The organism is Candidatus Phytoplasma bonamiae (assembly GCF_030586845.1).
Lineage (GTDB): Bacteria > Bacillota_I > Bacilli_A > Acholeplasmatales > Acholeplasmataceae > Phytoplasma > Phytoplasma bonamiae.
Genome location: NZ_JAOSIQ010000054.1, coordinates 1 through 1,710 on the forward strand (window position 1 = coordinate 1; position 1,710 = coordinate 1,710).

Annotated in this window: 2 protein-coding genes; both read right to left on the reverse strand. The window is 28.8% G+C overall.

Features of this window, described 5'->3' with window-relative positions; translation table 11 throughout:
- Positions 1–280: 280 nt before the first annotated feature.
- Complete coding sequence (locus tag OC701_RS02630) at positions 281–409, reverse strand: hypothetical protein (protein WP_304514531.1); 129 nt, start codon at positions 407–409, stop codon at positions 281–283.
- Positions 410–874: 465 nt separating this feature from the next.
- Positions 875–1,216 (reverse strand): hypothetical protein, encoded by a 342-nt coding sequence (locus OC701_RS02635; RefSeq protein WP_304514532.1) that lies wholly within the window; start codon positions 1,214–1,216, stop codon positions 875–877.
- Positions 1,217–1,710: the final 494 nt, after the last annotated feature.

Here is a 1,710-nt window from a genome sequence, read left to right on the forward strand (position 1 = left end):
TGCTGTTATCAACTCTTCTTTCGAACTAGTTGATCAAGCCCACCTTGCAGTGTTTACGTGACCTCTAGAGATTATCACTCTAGGCTATGCGTTAAATAGCGGAATTATGAGCATCTTTTGCGCCCTATTTGTTCTAACATTAATTCATAAAAACGTTTTTTAAGATTATTTTTTTTTTCTTTTAAAGAAAACTTTTGAAATTTTAAAAAAATAGAGATAGATTATTTGCGTTTCAATAACTGGATTTATCAACTAGTTATCTATTACAAATAGCCCCCCTCTAAACCGGACAAGCAAGTTTCCAAGCATCCGGCTTGCCATAATTTATCGATAAACCATAAATTACTAACTTCTTTCGCCCTATCAAGGTCGTTAACCTTGTTCTAGAGAGGACGATTAACTGGATCATTCCAGATCCAGTTTTACTCCTCCGACTACTAAGAAGTCGCTTTCTCCTTGGGCTATAATGACTTTTTAATCTCGTTATTCGTTAATTTAATAACTCGCCTTTAGGATTCTCCAAGTTACGCTAAATATCAACCTTGGTTCCTTAGGGGAAGTAACCATTTTATTCATGGTGAGATTCCAGGTTGGTTAAGTGATAAACTATCCAATATTCGAAGTTTATATTGATATACTCTGAACTGCTCGCTTATAGTAGTTTACGAGACAGGTTAAAAAATTACATCTACTTATCTTCTTAGACCATTTCAGGTTTACCCTTAGAACCATTCGGTGGCGGTGTCTTTTTGACTAACTACTTCATCGCAACCCGCTTTTAAGAACTGCTGTAATTCTTGATGGTTTCCTTTCAAGAACCGTTCTTAGCCTGTCAGTGTTTATCGCACTGGTGATGGGTTAGTTCACTCGATATTTAGGCCTCTTTGGCGCCCCTTCGGGAATGATGATTATATTTATTTTTAATTATTAAATTCAATGCTAATAATTCTTTTTCTATTGAATCGATTTCTTTTGAAATTTCTTCTCGTTTAATGGAAACTTGTTTTATTTTTTCCCTTAAAATTTCGATTTTGGTTTCAGAAGAATCAAATAATCTTTCATAAGAATTTGTTTTTTTAATTACTGAATGCTTTGAACCAGCGTAAACTAAATAAGATTTTCGATTATTTATAAATATTAAACTTAAAATAATTATAAATAAATTAATTATATTAAATTTTTTTTTGATTTGTATTTTTTTTAGATTTAAATTCATATTTAAAAACTTTCTAATGACATAAATATTTTATACAAAAGTTTTTAATAAATTAATCAATATTTTTGAACATTTATTAGAACTTTGTCTTGAGTGAATAAAATTTTTGATTTTAAAATTATAAAAATAATTGAATGTAAAATTTTTATTAAAATAGTATATTAATTATTAATAATTCATCAAATTATTAATTTACTTATTAAAAAATTTTTTATAACTATATATCACAATATTTAAAAATATAATTTGGTTAAATAATTCTAATTTTTTGCATTAAATATATATTAATAGATTATTTACGTTTCGATCTCAGGATTTACCTTTTTCTGATAGCTATTGTAAAAAGCCCTCTTATATAAAAAAATCCAATAAACCATAAATTACTAACTTCTTTCGCCCTATCAAGGTCGTTAACCTTGTTCTAGGGAGGACGATTAACTGGATCATTCCAGATCCAGTTTTACTCCTCCGACTACTAAGAAGTCGCTTTCTCC

What these genes read in the sequence shown, in the direction of transcription:
- OC701_RS02635 (WP_304514532.1), bottom strand. Translation starts at nt 1,216, where the DNA reads ATGAATTTAAATCTAAAAAAAATACAAATCAAAAAAAAATTTAATATA.
- OC701_RS02630 (WP_304514531.1), bottom strand. Translation starts at nt 409, where the DNA reads ATGATCCAGTTAATCGTCCTCTCTAGAACAAGGTTAACGACCTTGATA.